General features: G+C 39.9%; 13 protein-coding genes. 1 reads left to right on the top strand and 12 read right to left on the bottom strand.

Features of this window, described 5'->3' with window-relative positions; genetic code table 11:
• Positions 1-189: 189 nt before the first annotated feature.
• The 3 genes from KKC46_08990 to KKC46_08980 form a co-directional block, all read right to left on the bottom strand.
• The gene (locus KKC46_08990) at positions 190-474 is read right to left on the bottom strand and encodes a HigA family addiction module antidote protein (GenBank protein ID MBU1053950.1); all 285 of its coding nucleotides are present in this window, start codon (positions 472-474) and stop codon (positions 190-192) included.
• Positions 475-752: 278 nt separating this feature from the next.
• On the bottom strand, positions 753-4,118 hold the full coding sequence (locus tag KKC46_08985; GenBank protein MBU1053949.1) for an autotransporter domain-containing protein: 3,366 nt from the start codon (positions 4,116-4,118) through the stop codon (positions 753-755).
• Positions 4,119-4,405: 287 nt separating this feature from the next.
• Positions 4,406-5,410, bottom strand: coding sequence for a PAS domain-containing protein (locus KKC46_08980; protein ID MBU1053948.1), 1,005 nt, complete (start codon positions 5,408-5,410; stop codon positions 4,406-4,408).
• 555 nt (positions 5,411-5,965) lie between these two features.
• On the opposite strand from KKC46_08980, the gene msrA reads away from it, so the two are divergent.
• Positions 5,966-7,075, top strand: a complete 1,110-nt coding sequence (gene msrA, locus KKC46_08975) for a peptide-methionine (S)-S-oxide reductase MsrA (protein MBU1053947.1) — start codon at positions 5,966-5,968, stop codon at positions 7,073-7,075.
• A gap of 100 nt (positions 7,076-7,175) precedes the next feature.
• On the opposite strand, the gene KKC46_08970 is transcribed toward msrA, so the two are convergent.
• From KKC46_08970 to KKC46_08930, 9 genes are all read right to left on the bottom strand, one after another.
• Positions 7,176-9,371 (bottom strand): PAS domain S-box protein, encoded by a 2,196-nt coding sequence (locus KKC46_08970; GenBank protein MBU1053946.1) that lies wholly within the window; start codon positions 9,369-9,371, stop codon positions 7,176-7,178.
• A 16-nt stretch (positions 9,372-9,387) separates the two neighbouring features.
• Positions 9,388-10,224, bottom strand: a complete 837-nt coding sequence (locus tag KKC46_08965; GenBank protein ID MBU1053945.1) for a substrate-binding domain-containing protein — start codon at positions 10,222-10,224, stop codon at positions 9,388-9,390.
• 152 nt (positions 10,225-10,376) lie between these two features.
• Entirely contained in the window at positions 10,377-12,224 is a 1,848-nt protein-coding gene (gene recD / locus KKC46_08960) for an exodeoxyribonuclease V subunit alpha (GenBank protein MBU1053944.1), read from the bottom strand.
• 9 nt (positions 12,225-12,233) lie between these two features.
• Positions 12,234-15,887: an exodeoxyribonuclease V subunit beta gene (gene recB / locus KKC46_08955; GenBank protein ID MBU1053943.1), complete on the bottom strand. Its 3,654-nt coding sequence runs from the start codon at positions 15,885-15,887 to the stop codon at positions 12,234-12,236.
• Positions 15,888-15,929: 42 nt separating this feature from the next.
• Positions 15,930-16,523, bottom strand: coding sequence for an SET domain-containing protein (locus tag KKC46_08950; GenBank protein MBU1053942.1), 594 nt, complete (start codon positions 16,521-16,523; stop codon positions 15,930-15,932).
• Between the two features lie 11 nt (positions 16,524-16,534).
• Positions 16,535-17,932 carry an MmgE/PrpD family protein gene (locus tag KKC46_08945; protein ID MBU1053941.1) on the bottom strand — a complete coding sequence of 466 codons (1,398 nt, stop codon included), beginning with the start codon at positions 17,930-17,932 and terminating at the stop codon, positions 16,535-16,537.
• A gap of 144 nt (positions 17,933-18,076) precedes the next feature.
• Positions 18,077-19,078 carry an MBL fold metallo-hydrolase gene (locus tag KKC46_08940; GenBank protein ID MBU1053940.1) on the bottom strand — a complete coding sequence of 334 codons (1,002 nt, stop codon included), beginning with the start codon at positions 19,076-19,078 and terminating at the stop codon, positions 18,077-18,079.
• 176 nt (positions 19,079-19,254) lie between these two features.
• On the bottom strand, positions 19,255-20,283 hold the full coding sequence (locus KKC46_08935; GenBank protein ID MBU1053939.1) for an energy-coupling factor ABC transporter ATP-binding protein: 1,029 nt from the start codon (positions 20,281-20,283) through the stop codon (positions 19,255-19,257).
• Between the two features lie 5 nt (positions 20,284-20,288).
• Positions 20,289-20,975 (bottom strand): ABC transporter permease, encoded by a 687-nt coding sequence (locus KKC46_08930; GenBank protein ID MBU1053938.1) that lies wholly within the window; start codon positions 20,973-20,975, stop codon positions 20,289-20,291.
• Between the last annotated feature and the right edge of the window lie 2 nt (positions 20,976-20,977).

The raw sequence follows: 20,977 nt of genomic DNA, 5'->3' as shown, positions 1-20,977 counted from the left end.
TCGCTACTTTTGCTTTAAACGTTGCTCCATGATTCCTTCTTAATTTCTTCATTTTACCGCTGCTCCTTTCTATATTTTAAAATCAATTTAGAACAGCTTTACCACTTAAGCAACTGTACAGTTTTTCCCGACCAGCTCTTGGCATAGTCTGAATGGTTTGTGAAGATGGGGTTAATTAAGCGCTTACAATTAAACACTTACTAGTTGCCAGGAACCGGAGGCATGTTCTGCCTGCCATAAGGCATAATTTTTTTGCAGATTCATCCACAAATCGGATGAAGTATCAAAAGCACGTGATAGACGAAGAGCCATATCAGGGGTTATCGCTCCCCTCTCATTTATGATTTTAGATAATGTCTTTCTTGATACACCAAGAATCGAAGCCAATTCAGTAACAGTGATGGAAAGTGGAACCAAATAGTCTTCTTTAATAATTTTGCCTGGGTGTGTTGGTTGTCTGATCATTTTTTTCATGTCACTCACTTTATTAATGGTAATCATCAGAGCCAGTTTCAAAACGCCCCATTTTGGCCAATCTCTGCGTTGGGCTCAAATTTCGCACGAAGTGAAGCATTAGCGCTATCCTCGAAATACTAAATGTATTCCTGTGGTTGAAATTTTCTCCCGCCTTTAGCTTGACCATACTGAAACGTTTTGAAAGTGGCTTACATATATAATGTTTGCTGGTAGCAGTTTATTTCAGCCCTTACTGTTTAAGTTTTGATAAAAAAATGGGTGCGAAACTTGAGTTGTTAGAATAATATCTTCAGACCCACATTAAACATATGCGACGTATAGCCATCGCTGTTCCGGAGCATACAGTCATAATCAAGAGACCCGGTTATTTTTTTACTGAATGCGGCTTTCAGACCCGCACCCAGAAGTACAGAGTTTTTGGCCCTATCCCGGCCTGAAATGTCGAAGGAAGGTCCGGCCGCGGTAAGCCGGCAACGAAGCGATTCCGAATCTGCCAGGTAATCATGATCCCACCGGGCCCGTAATTCAGTGATCAGAACAGATTTTTCAAGCTTAAAGAACCTTGTGACGTGGAAGCCCAGCAGGCTCAGCAGTGAATCTGAATTACGGGAATCGATCTTCAGGTCTGCCGCACCCGCACCGTGTTCCCCGTAGCCTTTCTCGTGAAGATAGACATATCCTATCCCCATGGTCGGGCCGAATCTCCAGCGGTCAATGGTCCAGTCATGACCGGCGTTTATGGAAGCAAAATAGTCTTGTCCGTCATGTTTGCTGAAGGCAGTTCGGTTCAGGAAAGCAATCGAACGCTCCGAGTCAAACCGGTTCTGCCCGAAGCCGATCGCTATCTCCACATAGTATCCACCGGCCTGGGCTGCATCGTCCCACAAGGCGTAAAGCAGACCTCGATATGAATCAATTTCGCTGATGCTCCGTGAGGCGGCCTCTTCAAGTCGTTCTTCGGAAAATACTCCTGCCACACCGCCCCTCAGGCTGTCATTGATCCGGAACTCAAGCCCCAGCATAAAACCCCACACACGTTCCCGAAAGGCAGGGCTCTCGGATGTGTCCTTGTATTTGGCATAGGATCCCAGGGAGTTGAACCACATGCCGGGATTGGAGATCAAGGACGCCTCTTCAGCCTTGCTGCTGTTTCTGGGCTCTTCCGGCAGCCCCATGCCTGGCATCCAATTATCAACAGAGGCCAACATCAGTCCCTTGAAGCGGGTTTGGCCTACCTCCGGATTGCGGTGACTCCGCAGGTTCCTTCCGCGAATACGAATGTAGTCCATGCTCCTGTGAGCATTGGCCAGTGCCGTAGAGCTTGCCCCGGCATGAAGCTTTGGCATCAGATCGTCCATAGCATCCCGAACGCCTCCAAGGCTCAGCGTGTCAACCTGATTGAGAACAACGGCCATGTCGCCGACAGCTGGAGGGCGGACCTGATCCATGACACTGGCCACACTGGTCTGGTTATGATCCGCCGCCAGTGACTGATAGCTGTTTCGGGTTATGCTCATGGACAGTGCATTGGGGGATAGACTGCTCAACGCGGCATTCAGTACTGCCGGGGTGTCAACCTGGTCAAAGGCACCCTGGAGCGTGCCTGCGGTCAGAAATGTGTAATCGCCTGCAGTAGCGTAACCGTATGGCACAACCTGTAGTGTGCCTCCCTGAATATCGGCCGTGCCTGTGACCGCCAAAAGATCGGAGACGCCACTGCCCACCTCGGTTTCCAGAACCGCACCGGCAGTGTGGGTGTAGTCCCCGGCAACGGTGAGGGTGCCGATGGAGTTGCCCGGTGCTACCATGCCCTGATTGAAGACATTGCCCGTAAGTATCCCATACCCCCCCAGCGTGCCAGAGGCTTCAACAGTTGTCGGTCCGGAAATAGCGCCGTTTATCCGCAGCCGGCCTCGCTGGATGCCGATGGAACCAAAGGCTGAACTCCCCGTAAGGGTCCAGTCCACACCGGACATTTTCAGTGTCTCAACACCGAGGAAAACCTCATCCTCAGTGCCGGTGCCCTGCAATTCCACATAGTCATCATTTCCATCAAGGCTTACAAACCCCAACAAAGCCGAACCCGTCTGGAGGATCAACCGCATATTAAAAAAACCATCAGAGTAGATAGAGTATGGATCAGGCCCTGACGCCAGGATACTGCCGCTGTTTACAATGGTCGCATCAGCATATGCGGCTACCCCGAATGCGTATCCTGAATCCGCTGTGGCTTCGATGCGGCCGGTGTTGGTGACACTCGAGGGTCCGCCACTGAGTAAGATTCCTGTTGCGGATTTACTCGAAGCGTTTGCGATGATCCGGCCGTTGTTGACAACAGTGCTGTGTAAGCGGCTGTCGGTCCACACGCCATATGCCCTGGCATTCACACCCTCGGCCCCGGCAGTAATCTGCCCATTGTTTTGAAGATCAACCTCACTGCCGCCGTTGAACAGCAAAACACCATACGCCAGTGCCTGATCGTTCGATGCTGAGGCGCTGGCGGAGATCTGCCCCGTATTCCGGACCTCATGGGCCTGGGCGCAGATCCCATAGGCAATGGCCTGGTTTTGCAGGCTGCTTGCCGTGGAATAAATCAAGCCCTGATTGGTCACGCTCCCCTGCGGTCCGCCCCATAAATACACGCCTCTGGCCGTGGTCAAATCAGCATCAGCCGCAGCAGTGGCGGACAAGGTTCCGGTGTTGGTCACGGTACTTTCTTCGCCCGTCCAGATATCCACGGCGTGCGCGTTCATTGTCCCGCCCGCGCTCCAGGGAACAGCCTGGATCTCTCCCGCATTCTCCCAGGACACATCTTCTCCGCCCCAGGCCTCATAGATAAGATATGTTCCCTCCATACTCACCCTGGCAGAGGTGTATCTTATCCTCATATAGCCGTCTTCGCCCCAGGTCGTGCCCCAGCTATTGCGGAGTATCCAATATCCCATTCCTCCGTCACCTGGATCGTCCTCCCAGCCTACGAGCGACACTGCATGGTTTGTGCTGCTATAGTATGGTAGAAATGAATTGGCCGCAGTGCCCGTGTTCTGAAAGATGCCACCCGGGTAAGCCTGGAAGGCCCCATCAACGAAGACGGCGACATCAACCGCTCCAAACCTCCGGATGATACGCTTGGTCGTCTCGATATCATTGGGGGGGATACGATACCATTCGGTGAAACCTACCCGTGGCGCATCCCAGTGGTGATTATCCGGACCTGGATCAATCTGGACATAAGGAAAGTCTGCCTCCATAGGCACACCATGCTCCACAAGTCCGGTTAATTCTTCATAATCATAGCTGGCTCCGTCACAACCATCAAATCCTTCATAGAGGGGGCTCAGGCTCCAGATAATAAAGGATTCGGAAAAATCTACTACTACCGAGTCATAAAGGCCATTATGCCGGTTATAAACGCTCTCAGCAGCCGCCAGAGCACCGAACGAATAGCAACTGCCGCAGACGCCCTGATCACGGACCGGGCCGATATACGAGTCGCCATTGATATCTCGAAGATCAAAGGATGAAGGAGGCGGCTCGGCAAAGGAAATCCCGCATGCAAGAAAAACTCCCAGCAGACAAAATATGTATTTAATGCTCCTATCCAACTTCATGGGTTTTTGTTTATCTTGCCAATAAGCCATTTTATTGCTCCCAACTGATTGGTTAAGGGGCGATTGGATAGAAACCACAGTCACCTGAGACAATCCCCGTTAGAACCCATCGTTCCCTATTAAGGCAATAGGCTCACGATCATATATTTGTATAATTAGGCATTCAAAATAGTCTATGGCATATTTTACTCTTAGGATATATCTTAATAAGGGATTAAGGTTTGTCTTACCGGACCAGGAACGTAAGACATTGATTTCAGCTTTTCCAACAGAATTTCAAGAATAGGATAATCATCCTTGAATTCCATTATGCAGTATTAGTCCTCTGTAACCTCGCCATTATCATCAAAAATATCCATATCAGGATACAATTTTTTCGCACATTCAGGACAAATAGCATGACTGAATTCAGCGTCAGAACGATCTTGAATGTAGGATTCAATCTGATTCCAATACCCTTTGTCGTCACGTATTTTTTTACATGAAGCGCATATGGGTATTAAGCCTTGAAGGGTTTTAACCTCTGATAGTGCCTTTTGAAGGTCTGAAACCAACCTGTCCTTTTGTTCTTCTGTCCGCTTGCGCTCGCTAGTATCATGAATGATGGAATGGAGCAGAGCCTTTCCATTGATGTCAACTTTACCGCTGTATACACCCACCTCCTTAAAGGATCCATCGGACAACCGGTGGCGAAACTCGAAGTAAGTACGTTTCAGAAGCATGGCCTTTTCCATCTCTGCTTTAACCTGCTCGCCCGATAAGGTGTTGATGTCCTGAATTCGCATTTCTTTGAGTTGATCCACCGACCACCCATAAAATCTTTCAGCCGATCTATTGGCTTCAACAATATTTCCGGTATCGGGGTTAATTATTAGTTTGGCGGCGGAATGATTTTGAAATAGATTCCGGAATTTTGCTTCGCTTTCTTGCAGTGCCTGATCCGCCTGTTTGTGCGCGGTGATGTCCTCGATGGCCAGCAGGATGATCCGATCCTTGCCCATCCCTCTTTGGATCTGCCGGGCATTCAAAAGCATTGTGCGCCTGCCGATTGTGGCAAAGTCGTGTTCGACCTCGTAGTTGTCGAAGGTTGCCTTCTCGGGAAGGATGTCTTCCAGCAGTTCCCGCAGTTTGGGGATATACCACTGTTTATTACCGAGGTCATAGATAAAATTGCCTAAAGTTTTTTTCCGTGCTACCTTGAATGAATCAATGAAACTTCGGTTTGCTAAGATAACCTTCAGATCTGAATCCAGCACCAAAAGGGGTTCGTGTATTGTCTCTACGATATCTTCGGATATCTGGTCTATCCGAGCCGTTATCATAGTGCCCTCCTCCCAGCATCAAAATTTGACTTTATTTCGTTTGAATAAATGGAGCTTTTGAATTGTCAAAGATACTTGCATTATCCTTGCATCTAACAATCTCAACAATACTGAGAATATCTGAAAAATCTTTAGTGAAACAGGAATAAGATACTAAAATCATTGAATAGGCTTGAAATAAAACATTTTATTGTGAATATGTCAATATTAAAAGGTTACAAGGTTAATGGAGAAAGGTCGGGATATTAAGCACTTGTTGCGACCTGAAAAAATCTGGCAGATAGGAAACACGAAATTGAGTTGTTTAGATATGTTTCTATCTACTTGCATTTAATGATTTAGTCTTCTTTAATAATTTTGCCTGGATGTGTTGGTTGTCTGGCCATTTTTTTCATTTAACTCACTTTATTAATGGTAATCATCATAATCAACTATGTAAGCATCGCCGTCAACAAATTTTAAGCGTTATTTTTTGGCAATACTGGTTGATTCATTGCCTTATTGAGAATCAGTGCTTATTATAAATCATAATACAAAAAAAGGGGGGTGTCGGCTATGAAAATCTTCATGGTAATTATTTTTTCTTTTTTAGCTATTACCGGATACATTTTATTTAACGGCAACCAAAGCAAGGCTGGTGACAAAATGACAAAAGAAAATAAAAATATCGAAACGGCTACTTTTGCAGGTGGATGTTTCTGGTGTTCGGAAGCAGACTTTGAAAAAGTTAAAGGCGTAACAAAAGTTATCTCCGGTTACACAGGGGGTAAAGAAGAAAATCCGACTTATGAAGAAGTATGCAGCGGAACAACAGGGCATCTGGAAGCAGCACAGGTTTTTTATGACCCTTCTGTTGTTACTTACAAAGAACTTTTACAGGTTTTCTGGCGACATATTAATCCAACTGATGCAGGCGGCCAGTTTGCCGACCGCGGAAGACAATATAAGTCTGCTGTTTTTTATCATAATGAAAAACAAAAAGAACAGGCTCAGGTTTCCAAAGAAGAACTGGATAAATCAGGAAAGTATGCAAAGCCTGTTGTAACAGAGATTATACCTTTTACAAAGTTTTATAATGCAGAAGATTATCATCAGGAGTATTACAAGAAAAACCCTTCTCATTATAAAGCTTACCGGAAAGGATCGGGTAGAGACTGGTTTATAAACGAAGTGTGGGGGAAAAATGAAGGCGACAAATTTTGTCCTTTGCCGGCACTAAAAAAAGCTAAGTCTGATTTTGAAGCCAATAAGAAAAAGCTTACTTCTTTGCAATATAAAGTAACACAGGAAGAAGGCACGGAACCTCCTTTTAAAAATGAATACTGGGACAATAAAAAAGAAGGAATATATGTTGATATAGTATCGGGAGAACCATTGTTTAGCTCAAAGGATAAATATAAATCGGGAACCGGATGGCCAAGCTTTACAAAGCCTCTTGAGCCTAAAAATATTGTTGAAAGAGAAGATGTAAGCTTTTTTTCCTTACGTACAGAAGTAAGAAGTAAAGATGGCAATTCTCATCTGGGACATGTATTCCCTGACGGTCCACAGCCAACCGGCAACAGATACTGCATGAACTCAGCAGCATTAAGATTTATTCCTAAAGAAAATCTTGAAAAGGAAGGTTACTGCGAATATATGAAGTTATTTGAAGATACAAAATAATATATACTGTTTAATGCCGAGAGAAAATTCACTGACATCTGTAGTAACATAACAGGCTTCTGACTTAGGCGAAATAAGCCGAAAGCCTTTGAGGTAGAAATTAATTTAATAAGCTTTCCTTAATTGTAGATCCTAGCTTTTCAAGCATATAGGGCTTCTGGATATAAGCGCTTACGCCCAGCTTTTTAGCCTTGCTGACTCGATCAGTCTCTGATAAACCACTGACTATGATAGCTTTTTGTTTTGTACGGATGGTAAGAATATTCTTATATGTATCCAGTCCGTCCATGCCTTGATTCATGATCATATCAAGTAATATCAGATCTGCTTTTTCTCCTCTTTTCAGATATCCTACCGCTTCTTCGCCGCTTGGAAAAGTCATCACATTATAATTAAGGCTGGCAAGCATGCTGGCGGCCATCTCACGCTGTTCCTTAATGTCATCAACTACTATTATTGACTCCCCATGACCCATATATTCGGATACAGCTATGGATGTAGTCTCGCTGCTTATCTCCTTTTGTGTTGTTGGAAAATAAAGGTTAAAAATTGTACCTTTATTTATATCGCTTTTAATATCAATATACCCGTCGTAATCCTTTATAGTTCCCCAGACAACGGAAAGCCCTAACCCAGTTCCGCTTTTCCCCATAATTTTTTTTGTATAAAACGGTTCGAAAATATGTTTTAAATCCCCATTCGATATACCTTCACCAGTATCTGAAATAGATACAATCACATAATCTCCCACACTAATTTCCTCATATCCCTGTATCGAGCTTTCCACATATTCATAGTCCGTTTTGATAGTCAAAGTTCCACCCTTCGGCATGGCTTCGACGGCATTGGAAACAAGATTCATAATCGTCTTACCAAAATGAACGGGAGACCCTAAAACATTTGGCAAATCCGGTTTGAGTTGAGTATTTACCAGGATGTTGGGGTTAAAGGACAACAATTTCTGGTATTCAGGTGTGTTCTGATATTCCATAATTGCAGTATTGAGATTTATTACTTTTTCGGTATGAACTCCCCTTCTTGCCAAAGTTAGCATATCATGAACAATAGCAGCAGCTCTTTCACCGCTTTTAATAATAGTCATAAGCCGGGATTTTATTTCGCCTGATTCATCTATTTCTTTATATGTAAGAAGCAATTCCGAATATCCTATCACAACTCCGATAACATTATTAAGATCATGAGCAACCCCGCCTGCCAATATGCCTATAGCTTCCATTTTTTCCGCACGCTGTAGCTTTGTTTCCAATTCCCGGCGCTTTTCTTCTAACCGCCTGCGTACTGTCATATCCCTCACTATATATGTTACTATCAAGGAGCCTTCTCTTTTATATGCAGATACTGTAAGTTCAAGAGGCACAAATATACCTTCTTTGGTCCGACCTTCAAGGGAAACAGTCTTTCCGGCATATTTTGATAAATCAGATAAAACAGATTCTATATCCTGGTTAAAAGTACTTATATGTTCATCAAAATATTTCTCAGGAACAATAATATCAGAAGGCTTGCCTATAATTTCTTCTTTGTTATAACCAAATATTCTTGAAGCGGCACTGTTCCATTGAATTATTTCCATTTTACCATTTGTTGTTATTATAGCATCCGTAGATGTCTCAACCAGCGCACGATATTGTTCTTCGCTTCTTCGCAACGCTTCATGCGTCAATTTATGCTTGTTAACTTCCGCCAGCAAAGTTTTATTAGTCTTTCTTAATTCAGCAGTACGTTCTTCTACTGTTTTTTCCATTTTACTATAGGATTGCTTAAGCGCCTTTTCTATGCGGGATATTGCCCGTATCGGCATAATTCGCAATGCTATAAATGCCCCAAGGCCAAAGGGTAATATCAACAAAGCTATTAAACCGGCATTGTTTATAACAGGTCGCAAAGATCGATAAACCTTTATTTTGCCCGCAACAAGACCTGAGTCCATGATATCATAAGATCTCATCATAACAGGAGAAACCAAATCACCAGCACTCTGTGCAACAATCTCATTTTGATTATTTGTTATTTTTCGTATTTCCTGAATTCCATTTTTTGGACGTATAGACAGGCATTCATACAATCTGGCTTTTTCAAATTGCCAGTATTCCGGATTTGCATTTATTATTTTTTGGGCTATGTTTGCATTAAGTTCTGCATCGATTTTAAGAGCAGATGACATATCAAGATAAGAAATATAAAAATATCCAAGGGGAAATATAATTACAAGTAATGAAGTAACAATTACTGACAAACAGGTAATAACTAAGGTTACATTCTTTTCGGGTAGCATATACCACCTCTTTGTTTTATTTTAGAATAACCAAATTTCCCGTATTTTCCAGTATATCCTTGCCTTGCTGTGTTTTTATAAAATTTATAAATTTATGTACTAAAGCAGAGCTGTCTTTATTTATTACAATCAAAAACTGTTTTGATAAATTATAGGACCCATTTGTGAGATTTTCAGTATTAGGCGTTACACCATTAAAGGAGAGAATTTTGATGCCCGAACGTTTTTCGGCTATAAACTGTGTTAAAGTAAACGTTCCGAATGCTCCTGGAATACTTTCGATTTTATCAGCGTTTTCCTGATCGGTAAGAGCTACCTGCATTCCTAAGCGGGATTTAGAAATATCAACGGCATTATTTACTTCGGAAGATATTTTGCGTAAAATAAGCGTGTCGGCCTCTTCGTTTGGGCGAAGTATAAGGCGGATACGTCTTCCATCAAACCATTTTTGTTTTTCACCTTTGTATATTTTTATAATATCGCTGGTATCAGTATCCGATATATTTACATCTTTATTTGCAACAAAAATAAAGGGTGTTTTTGCATATTCAATAACCTTTAAACCAAGTTTTGTTTCATTTTCTTTTAAGGGCCTGCCACAAAGCCCGATGTCTATTGCACCGTTTGATATGGCTCTTATGGCTCCATCGCTTCCTATACTCGGCAATACGATAACTTTTATATCAGGATATGCTTTCTCAAAATCTTTGGATATTATTTTTATTGCTCCAAGAGCACAGCCGGTACCTCCGATTTTTATAGTATGCTGCGCGAAAGCAGTTGATGGTAAAATAAAACTATAAATTGCAATTATAAGCAGAATCTTTGAGAGTATCTTTTGATATTTCTTCAAACCCGCAACAGTCCCCTTTTTATCCTAATCAAAATACAGGCCATGAAAGATAAACAGGCAGAAAACCCCTATCAGTTAATTGCTGGAAACGCTTATTACTATATCGGCACAAAAAAGTAAAGTATTAACTGTTTTTTTTATAAACTTTTTTTCTATCCCCAAAGAGCATCATTTAACCCGGATGTTCTTTGAGTTTTTCTTAATATTGCAGTTCTTAGTATGCTCTCGGTCCCGACTATAGTCAATTTTCCCGTGGTTCTTGTAATGCCTGTATATATCAGTTCCCTTGTCAATACCGGGTAATCTTTTTCCGGAAGGACTACTACAACATTGTCAAATTCGGAGCCCTGGCTTTTATGAACGGTCATTGCATAAGCTGTTTCATGTTTGGGGAGAATACCGGGTTTGAATTTTCTTTCAGCTTCCATATTACTGCCAAAATATGCATACAGGTTATCATCTTCATCTCGTGCCGGCATAATTATACCCATATCACCATTAAACAGACCAAGGTTATAGCTGTTTTCCTTTATAAGAACCGGCCTTCCCCTGTACCACTGGCTTGAAATATCTATAAACCTTTTTTTTGCCAGCACTGATTCGGCGAAAGAGTTTATACCATCAATGCCGAAAGGCCCTTTGTTTACAGCACATAATATTTTAAATTGACCAAGCAAATAAAGAGCGGCTATTGGATCATCAATTTTAAGATAGGAAGAATATCCTTCAATTATCTTTTCTTCAAGAACGCGATAAAGTTCTTTTTGATTATTATTTTCTTCCCAGCATATTTCATCATCATTTTTCTCTTTTAAAATTTCAATAGCATTTTCCGTTTCACCTTTATTAACAGCCATACTTAACCGGCCAATCCTGCTGTCTTTTGAAAAACGGTAATTTTTTTTAAGAACTACGATACAGTCATTTAAGCTGTTTTTACCAGATATAACATCAATGCCATCTTCAATTTTAGCATATAATTTTTTATATGGCTTAATCGGATATCCGGTCATATCACTTCTGTTGCAAATATCTCCCAATACCGACCCGGCTTGAACAGAAGCAAGCTGGTCTTTATCTCCTGCAAGGATGAGCCTGGCATCATCTTGCAAAGCTTCAACAAGTTTTGCAAGCAGCGCAAGATCAACCATGGATGCCTCGTCAATAACGACTATATCTGCGGGAAGTTTATTGTCGGCATTATAATGAAAAGCGGAAGAGCCGGGAATAGTTTTTAACATCCTGTGAATTGTATAGGCATCCTGGGGTATCAAATTCTTTATATCATCCGAGCAATCAATATTTTTCTTTGTATTTCTGATGGACTCGGAAAGCTTTGCAGCAGCTTTTCCTGTTGGAGCACACAAATAAATCTTTGGTTTATCGCCGGATTCAACTTCTATCAAAACAGCAAGAATTTTTGCTATTGCTGTTGTTTTTCCTGTGCCTGGACCACCTGACATAATGCATAATCTTTTATATACACATACAAGAGCGGCAAGCTTTTGGAGGTTTATCCTTTCACCGGAAACATCGGGGAAATATTTATCAAGAAGCTTTCTTACATGATTTTCATCAAGTTTTATATCAGGCCAGATTATATCATCGTCTGCTTTATTCTTTATGGCTTTTGAAAGAGTATTTTCGTAATACCAAAATTTGTGCAAATAAAGCCTGTTCTTATCATCAAGTACCAATGGACTGTAATCACCGGGTTTACCAACAACATTTGATATTTTCAGCTTTTCTGTCCAGATATCAAGCAAAGGACATGCAAGCCTTTTATAGTCTTCTCCTTTTTCAAGAATTACTTTTCCTGCAAAAGTCTTAAGATCAAGGCATACATCACCGTTTCCGGCAGCATTACTGACAAGTGCTGCGGCAAGAAAAAGATCGGAATCATCCACATTTTCGAGTTCATTGATAAACTTGGCAAAATGCAAATCAATATTTGTAAATATATTTTTATTATATAATGATTTTACATAACTTTTATTCATAGTTAATTTCTAATACCCAGGTATCATCGCTTTTCCAAGTGCATCAATTAAAGATATATCCGGCAAATCAAAAAATATCCCCGAACCGGGAGCTATGTAATCGTTTACTCCGCGTAAGAAAATATAAAATACTCCACCAAACGAATCACTATAATTATATTCCTTGTATTTAATTCTCAAATACTGGTGGAGAGCAAGCGAATATAAATGGTATTGGAGTATATATGATTCTTTGTCCATTACTTTGGCAAGATTTGTTTTTTGATAATTTCCGAGACTGCCGCCAAGATAATTTGATTTCCAGTCAACAATATAAATTTTATCATTGGAGTAAAAGACCATGTCTATATAGCCTTTCATAAAACCTTTTGACGGAGAAAAAGAAAGATTTTCTATCCAGCCGGGATATTCATCATTTATTTTAATGTTCCCATAATCATAAAAGATTTTTCTGATTATTTGAGGACTAATCATTTTTAAGGGAAAATAAAATTCCATTTCATTAATTCTTTGTTTAATATCTACTTTTGACAATTTCAATGATTTCTCATTATCATCATAAGATAAATAAGCATTCAAACCGGCTCCAAGTACTTTCTTTATCATGTCGCATACAGTGTCTTTCCATTTTGTCTCAAATCCATATTCTATAAGCTTATCATCAACAAGTTTTTCTCTATCCTTAAAATCCGAATCAAGAAAACTCATATTCTCAAAAAGATCATGAAAAAAAGTACCGGGTCTTGCTCCTCTTGGAAATGAAAATATATCCGTTTGGTCGGCATTTGCTTGCTTTTCAAATAATTTTTCTACAAAGCTTCTTGCTTCCGAATCTAAATCTCTGCCATCATGGCCAGTATAACTGCTTGCCACAAGAGATGAATAGCTTGAGATTCTATGGATATCATCAATTTTTCCTGTAAATACTCTGGCAAAACACTGCTCAACATTTTTTTCACAAGGAAAGTATTTGTCGGTGTCGGAAGGAGGAATAACAGAAACATTAATTGCCCCGCCTGCATTTTTTGAAATTTCTTCCAGATTATAAAGAAGCTTTGCAGTCTCCTGACTTTTAAAATAATCCTTTACAGCTAAAGTGATTTCTTTATCACCATTATATTCATTGCTTCGGGCATAATGAAGAAGATAAGCCAGTGCGGATGATTCTGCTGTATTTATTCGCCCCCATACAAGATAGCATTTTTCTTTTGCTCTTGTTAAGGCGACATATAAAAGTCTTAGGTTTTCAGAAAGCATCTCTTTTGCCGCAAGAAATATGCTGTTATCATTTCTTTCAAGATCAAGCACCAGATTCCTGTCACTGCTTTGTTCATGAAACAGTATTTCCTCATCTCTTACTTCGGACCCATGCCAGTTAAAAGGACAAAAAACAATGCGAAATTCAAGACCTTTGCTTTTATGTATCGTAACAATCTTTACAGCATCATCATCTGTTTCAAGGCGCAGCAAATGTTCTTCCTGAGTTTGCCGTAAAATATCCCTTTGTTCTGCAAACCATCTTATAAGTCCGGTAATGCCCGGTTTTTTTTCTATCGATACCTTATGCAAAATATCTGAAAGGTGAAGTAAATTTGTTATTCGCCTGTCCCCGTCATAAAATAAAGCAAGGCGCTCTTTAATTCTTTTTTTCTTCATCAAATAACCAAACATCTTAATAAAGCCGTATTTATTCCATAAACGCTGACATTCAATGAATAAAGATTGCCATTTCTCCAGTAACACAGGATTATGTTCATAAGAATTTATCTCTTCGCCTGTAACACCAAAGATATCGGTTATGATGGCTGATTTAACTTTACTTTCATTAGATGGATCAGAAACAGCAGCCAAAACTCTTCCAAGTTCCATAGCTTCATCGGAATCAAAGACATTATCAATACTGTATATTACAGAATGAATCCTTCTTTTTGAAAGTGAATTTTTTACCATCGCAGCCTGTGTGTTTGTTCTTACAAGTATGGCAATATCACTTTGCTTAACAGTTTCCGCTTTTTCGCTATAACCTGATTTAAGGAGGCGTAAAATCTCTGATGCTACAGATTCCGAAATTATTTTTTCAGCATTATTCTTCGTGATAGCCTTGTTGTTTTGAGTATAGTCATCTGTAAAAAGATGCCACAGCGTTAAAGGCGCACCGGATAAGCAAATCTCCTTTTCGCTTATGCATTTTTCCTTATGTCCTGGTATGCCTTTTATAAAGGAAATCCCTTCAAATACAAACGGGTATTTTACACCGGAAAATATCGCATTTACAGCCTCAATCAAACCCGGAGAAGATCTCCAGTTTTCTATTAGAGTATTTTTTTTATCCGATTTTTCAGCTGCTTTGATGTAAGAGAATATATCTGCTCCGCGAAAGCTGTATATAGACTGTTTAGGATCTCCGATAATAAAAAGAACACTTTCTTTAGAATCAAAAAGATTGGAAAAAATTTCATACTGTATAATATCGGTATCCTGAAACTCGTCAATTAGTGCTGCCTTGTATTTTTTACGAATCGATGCGGCAAGATCATTGCCGTCATGACTTAAAATGGCATCTTTTACTTTGGTTAAAAGATCATCATAATATTGGATGTTCTTGCTTTGTTTCCGTTTTTCAAGCTCTTTATCTGCAAACGTTATAAATGCCTTTTTAAGATAAATGATGTATCTGTCAAACTCAGCTTTTACTTCATTACTTGTTTCTAGTAGCATTTCGCAAAGATCAAATAATTTATGGGAAGGGCTTGTCTGTTTTGCCTTTGTTGATTTTTTTATTTTTTCCGAACAAAAGTATTCAAATTTATCATATAGAGGAAAGCTAACATGCCTGTCATCTAAAAATCTTTCCATCCCGGAAAACATAGATTGTATTTTAATCTCTCTTTTAGACAATCCTTTTTCTACAGGTACTATAGTTCCATATATATTTCCTTTTAAAACAGGATCGGAAAGCAAAACCAATATTTCATCTTTAGATGCTATCCATATACTTTTTACTTCTTTAATGATACTTCGATATTCGGAAAGCTTTTCTAATACAGGTTTATTAACTTCGGGTATTATCCTTATCCGATGAAATATCTGTTTTGAAGCAAGTCTTGAAAAATAATGCGGCCCGGATATCTGTTTTAAACTGTAGTTTATAAATTCAGGCTCTGCCCTGTAGAAATTAATTCTCCAGAAATCTTCTGCAATTTCTAATATCAAATCCGTCTGGTCGGTAACAAGTTCGGTATCAAACAGGTTTCCTGTTTCAAAAGAATAATCGGAAAGGATTCTTGCGCAAAAGCCATGAATGGTAAATATTGCAGCTTCATTGAAATTAATAAGTGCGTTGCTTAACAAATCAGAGACAAGCGCATGATTTTCATATTTTTCACAAAGAGCTTCAATTAATGCATCATCTGACTTCTTATCTTTTGTGTCGGCAGAGAAAGCTTCTTTTGCCTTTGTGAGTTTGCTTCTGATTCTTTCTTTTAAATTTTCAGTAGCTGCTTTCGTAAATGTTACAACTAAAATTTGATCTATTGTAAGCTTATTTTCAATAATAAGCCTTACGAAAAGACTTTCTATCGTATAAGTTTTACCTGTTCCTGCCCCTGCCTCTATAAGGTTAGTTCCGTTTAGCTGTGCATTAATTAGATCAAACTGTTTCATAGGTTAGCTGGTTTTTGGGGTAATTATTAGTTGAGCCTGTTTTTATTCAACAGGATCTTTGTAATAGCAGTTTAAAATCGAAACCATTTCTTCTTTTCCGTTTGCAATCCTGCAACATTTATCCCATAAATCTACACTTATAAATTCAAACAATGGCTGATCGACATTTTTAATTTTTTTTAAAGCGGAAAGTAATTTCTTATCCCATGCTTGGTAGTATTTAGCCAGATCATCAGGATAAACTATCTTTCTCCGTTTACCTTCATCATTTGGCCTGAAAGATCTGATTATATTAAAACACCCATAGTCGTTTGTTATTTGCTCGCCTGCTTTAATATCTCTTATGGATATTTCAAAATCAAAGGCAGTAATCATACAATTAGGATTGAAACTATGGTTTACGAATTTGGTATTGTCCCAGCACAGAACATAGCTCCCGGTACTATTTCTGAAACAGTATTTGCTCACAGCATCTACAAACTCCTTCGGAAATTCTTCTATTTCCAAAGGCAAAAATACGCGATCCAGTTTATCAAGAACCCAGGTTACCGTACCTTTAGGAATAAATCCGGTGGCTACTACTCCGTAACCAAGTTCATCATTTATAAAATGTAATTTGGTATCTGGATGAATCAATGCTTATCTCCTTAATCGGATTTATTGAAAATTTTTAATATCTCCGATATATCACCGATTTCTTCCAAATTATTAATATCTGCTATAACTTTTTTAATCTCTTTCTCATCTAAAAGCAAACATGTATTACTTTTAAACTTATCCGTGATATCATCATCCGTCATTTCATATTTCTGTGAAATGCCTGACTTGGCATAAGTCTTTTTATCTGACCCATTATGCACCACAACTTCAATTTCCGGCCTTAAACCGGCATTATCATCAAGATCGGTAATCAATTTTATTTTTTTCATAAACTCATGAATACGCCTATCCTCAAGAGTTTCATTTAACTGCCAGGCAGGGCCTGTCTCTATCCTGTGTGCTGCAACCGCGAAAACAAAAGGTACGCTAAACTGCGCTTGTGAATTTGTTTTAACATCTCTTGTTTTCCATAAAGGAAAATCAGCCAGGCTACCAAGTTTAACGGTAATTTCCATTATATCTTCGGGTAATATATTATTTACCGTGACAATTTCTTCCAAATGGCATAGCGCGTTTTGCATCACACCGCAGCATGGATATCTTTTATAAAACAGCCTTTCCGGAAATACCCATTTATTTCCCAATCCCTGAGTTATGTATTCGGGCATCCACTGGTCACAACCAAAAGCCCTCCAGAAACCATGATCACCATCCAATACTTCAACATCTCCAGTCGATCCCATTTCGGCGGACAGCACAGCAATTACTTGTGACAAAGATAAAAACCCGGAAGACATATACTTAGGATCAGAAACACAAGCAGAGCTTACAAATTTACCTACCATAGGAACCGGTGCGTTATAACCGGCTATCCCCATTGCATGGGCTATTTTGTCTGCATCAAGCCCCAAAAGCCTGCCTGCGGCAGCAGCTCCGCCAAAAGCACACACACCATATCCGGGTGTGGGAAGTGTCATCGCAATTTTTCTATCGGGAAGCTCTACAGAAAACCTTCGCCCAAAAACCATTGCAGATGCAATTCTGGTTGCAAGTTCATGAGCAATTGCAGAAGCTAAAATCAATTGCTTTCCGGATACTTTTTTTATTTCACCTATTGCAAGAGGAGCGGCAAGTATATAGGGTGTGGCATGTGCGGGAGGAGAAAGCAATGCTTCATGATCAAGGGCATTCATCAACTCTCCTATGGCGTATGCAGCCTGTGCCGCACCCACTTTCTCACTTGTACCCCAAAGACTGTTCTCTCTTTGCCCTCCCAGTATAAGCGCCAGACGAATTGCAGCATCGCCTTTTTGTGTTTTTATTCCACCTATAGCACAGCCAATAGTATCAAGAAGAAGTTTTTTGGTTTCAGAAACAACAAAAGACGGTAAATTTTCGTATTTTATTTCCGCTGCAAAGCGGGCAATCTCTGCTGTTACACCCATATTCCCCCTTTGTACCATCAAGGTTATAGACTTTCAGATAATGTTTTCGGCAAGGCCAGAAGGAGCCGCCCTGAGTAAAACGTACATTCTGTACGTTGTCGAAGGGGGCGACTGATAACGCAGCCCAAAATATTATCTGGAAGTCTATAGGGCAAAATGTACTTCATCTTTATCCTTATAACGATAAATTTTTGATTCATTTTCAAGTTTTTCAATATGTGTAAGTACTATTCCAAGACATCTTGCAAGCACAATAACACTGTCTAACGAGGGATAAACAACTTTCATTAAATCCATCAGTGTGTGGTCTTTATCAGATATAGCTTTAAATATCTTATCTTCTCTGCTTTTTACAATAGAAAGCACAGGATCTGTAAGCCCCGAGCAGGACTTTATTGAAGGCCCGTGAGAAGGAAATACTTCTTTTGTCTTATCAAGATATTGATTTATCTTTTTTAAAGACGAGTCATACGATATCAGATCGGAGCCAAAATTATTCAAACCTCCTGTTAGTGTAGAGCTTTTACCAAGAAGAAAATCACCTGAAAAAAGTAAAGATTTTGTTTCTTCCCATAAACTTATATCCCAAGGGCTATGACCGGGGGTGAAAACTATTCTGAACTTAAGCTTTCCTGTACTGATTAAATCACCATCATCCAGTTCTTCATCTATTCCTATTTCACCATATGTGGGATTCCAGAAATGATCTATTACATCAAAATAGATATCTTTTACTTTAGGATGCAAAAATAATTGCTCTGAAAAAATGTTTTTTGCAATTGTTTTTACCAAACTGACATATTCACCATATTTTTCTGCCCATTGTTTTGCTTTGTGGTATGCACAATGTCTGATTTTTGTATATTCGCCAAGTCCTATTCCTCCGCCCATATGATCGGGATGCGCATGTGTATATACAATTTTCGATATATCTTTTATATCAAAACCTGACTGATTAAGGGCATATAAAAGTTTTTCACTTTTGCTGTCTGTAAAAGGACCAGTATCAATTAGCATCAACTCATCATCAATAATCAGAAAAACATTGGCAAAAGCCTTTTCATTGCCGGAAGAAAAATAAGGGATTCTGAATACGGCAAGATACGGATATAATCTTTCTACATGTACATCATCAAATTTATTCATAAAATTCCAATAAAGGGCAGGCACCATAAAAAGCTTATATAGCTATATAATACCGCCACTTCATACTCCATTTATTTGTTTTGGTTCCATATAAAAACGATATTAATATTTCATCTAAACTTCTAAAGGTAAAGAGTTTTTTTAGGCTTTATGTGCTTTGTGATTTTATTAGTATTTTAATACCAGACAACAGATGAGATGGGATAAGTGATATAAATACTCTGACCGGGGTAATAATTATTTTCTTTGGCTTTATCCAAGGGAATTCGAAGAGTAAATGCCTGGCCGCCTGCACGTATAAAAGCCATAACTGCATTTATTCCCGGTTCAAATGAAAGCTGGAAAAGCACTCCTTTTAGTAAATGTTCAGCCGGCTTACGACCCGGCGGTTTTGAGCTTATGGCAATATTAGTATGCGGAATAATAGCCGCACAAGTCGGTAAAGGAGAGTCCCCTTTCACAAGAATACGCTGCCCGTCATCAAGGAGCTTTTCATACAACCCTGTTGAAACCTGATTCCATGGGCCAAAAATTATGTTTTCAAGACCTTTTCCAACAATCTTTCCTTTAAACATCTGTATGACATTATCACAGATTTCATGAAGCCATTTCCAATCATGGCCGGCAATAATAAGAGTCGTGCCCCATTCCTTAGAAGCCATAAACGCACTGTCCATGATCTGCTGAGCACTGGCAGCATCCACACCGGCTGTAGGTTCATCCAAAATAAGAACTTCCGGTTTTAATGCAAGCCTGGCCGCCAGAGCAACCCTATGTGCCTCTCCCCCCGAAAGCTGATACCATTTGCGGCCGGAAAAACCCACTGGAGAAAGCCCTACCAGCATTAAAGCATCATTCACCTTTTTCAAATACTGCGATTTGTTAAAACCTCTTAATTTTAATCCATATACAATATTTTCAAAAACCGTTCGTTTAAGCAAAAAAGGTTCCTGAGGCAACAGACTTACACGAAAACGGACTGCTTCGGAAAAGGGATGGGCTTTTTGGCCTTTATATAATATTGTGCCTTCTGACGGGCTGTTTACAAAAGCAAGCATGCTTAAAAGAGTGCTCTTACCGCTCCCGTTAGGACCAACAACCCCGGTTATAGAACCGGCAACAAGTGTTAATTCTTTGATATCAACAGCCGGATGCCGGTTATAATATTTTTTAATATTCGATAGCTGATAAGCAGGTGTTTGCATGATTATTAACGATTTCTTAGAAATGAAAGAGAATAATTAACAACAACTGCTATAGCCATCAGGACAAGTCCCAGCGCTACACCCATGACAAACTCGCCCTTGTTTGTTTCAAGTGCAATGGCCGTGGTAATGGTTCGCGTATGCCATTTTATATTTCCGCCTACAATCATGGCGATCCCAACCTCTGTAAGCACTCTGCCATAGGCATTCATACATGCAGAAAGTATACTGTAACGCGCTTCCCAGAGAGTTGAAAAAAGAATTTGCCTGGGGTTGGCTCCAAGAGATATAAATGTTACCCGCAACTTATCATCAATACTTTCAACAGCCGCTGCTGTGAGCGCAACCACAATAGGCAGGGCGAGAACCGTTTGGCCTATGGCTACACCTTCTAAAGTAAATAGCAGTCCATATTGCCCAAGCGGTCCTCTATAAGTTAAAAGCGCATAAACCAAAAGCCCGACCAGCACAGTGGGCAACGACATCAGGGTATCAACAAAAGTTCTTACATGCTTTTTCCATAAAAAATCATGATGCCCAAGCAAAAAACCAAGCGGCATACCTATCAGCAGACTGGCCACCATAGAATATGTGGATACCTTCAGTGTAGCAAAAACAGCTGAATAAGTTTCTCCGTCTCCACCGACTAATAATTTAAATGCCTGAAGCAAAGCATCAATAAGAAAATTCATTT

The sequence above is a fragment of the Pseudomonadota bacterium genome (assembly GCA_018817425.1).
Classification (GTDB): domain Bacteria; phylum Desulfobacterota; class Desulfobacteria; order Desulfobacterales; family RPRI01; genus RPRI01.
Note: the sequence above shows the minus strand (reverse complement) of the source record. Positions and strands in the feature narration are given on the sequence as shown.

Excerpts from the sequence above, each read along its gene's own strand:
- KKC46_08990 (MBU1053950.1), bottom strand. The coding sequence starts at position 474 with ATGAAAAAAATGATCAGACAACCAACACACCCAGGCAAAATTATTAAA.
- KKC46_08985 (MBU1053949.1), bottom strand. The coding sequence starts at position 4,118 with ATGGCTTATTGGCAAGATAAACAAAAACCCATGAAGTTGGATAGGAGC.
- KKC46_08980 (MBU1053948.1), bottom strand. The coding sequence starts at position 5,410 with ATGATAACGGCTCGGATAGACCAGATATCCGAAGATATCGTAGAGACA.
- msrA (MBU1053947.1), top strand. The coding sequence starts at position 5,966 with ATGAAAATCTTCATGGTAATTATTTTTTCTTTTTTAGCTATTACCGGA.
- KKC46_08970 (MBU1053946.1), bottom strand. The coding sequence starts at position 9,371 with ATGCTACCCGAAAAGAATGTAACCTTAGTTATTACCTGTTTGTCAGTA.
- recD (MBU1053944.1), bottom strand. The coding sequence starts at position 12,224 with ATGAATAAAAGTTATGTAAAATCATTATATAATAAAAATATATTTACA.
- recB (MBU1053943.1), bottom strand. The coding sequence starts at position 15,887 with ATGAAACAGTTTGATCTAATTAATGCACAGCTAAACGGAACTAACCTT.
- KKC46_08945 (MBU1053941.1), bottom strand. The coding sequence starts at position 17,932 with ATGGGTGTAACAGCAGAGATTGCCCGCTTTGCAGCGGAAATAAAATAC.
- KKC46_08940 (MBU1053940.1), bottom strand. The coding sequence starts at position 19,078 with ATGAATAAATTTGATGATGTACATGTAGAAAGATTATATCCGTATCTT.
- KKC46_08935 (MBU1053939.1), bottom strand. The coding sequence starts at position 20,283 with ATGCAAACACCTGCTTATCAGCTATCGAATATTAAAAAATATTATAAC.
- KKC46_08930 (MBU1053938.1), bottom strand. The coding sequence starts at position 20,975 with ATGAATTTTCTTATTGATGCTTTGCTTCAGGCATTTAAATTATTAGTC.